Here is a 247-nt window from a genome sequence, read left to right as displayed (position 1 = left end):
GCTTGGCCTCGGCAAAGCCCATCACCAGCGGCACCAGCCTGAGCTGGGGTTGATGCTGGCCCAGGTAGTGCATGTCATCCAGGGTGATCTCCCTCAGGCTGTTGCCGGTCACCGGCGGCAGCCCGCCTGTGGTCTCCTTGCGACCCGGAAACATCACCAGCAGATCCTTGCCAAGGGAGCTGAACTGCTCGGCCACATAGCGCCTCGCCCCCTCCCCCAGCGCGGTGAGCAGCAGCACGGACGTGAC

General features: G+C 66.0%; 1 protein-coding gene. It reads right to left on the bottom strand.

The genetic code is table 11. The features are described 5' to 3' along the window. Positions 1-247 (bottom strand): ABC transporter permease (locus B4920_RS27365; RefSeq protein WP_139379752.1); only part of this gene is annotated, 247 nt, incomplete at both ends.

The organism is Zoogloea sp. LCSB751, assembly GCF_002028455.1.
Taxonomy (GTDB): Bacteria; Pseudomonadota; Gammaproteobacteria; order Burkholderiales; family Rhodocyclaceae; genus Zoogloea.
This window is presented reverse-complemented; position numbering and strand designations above follow the sequence as displayed.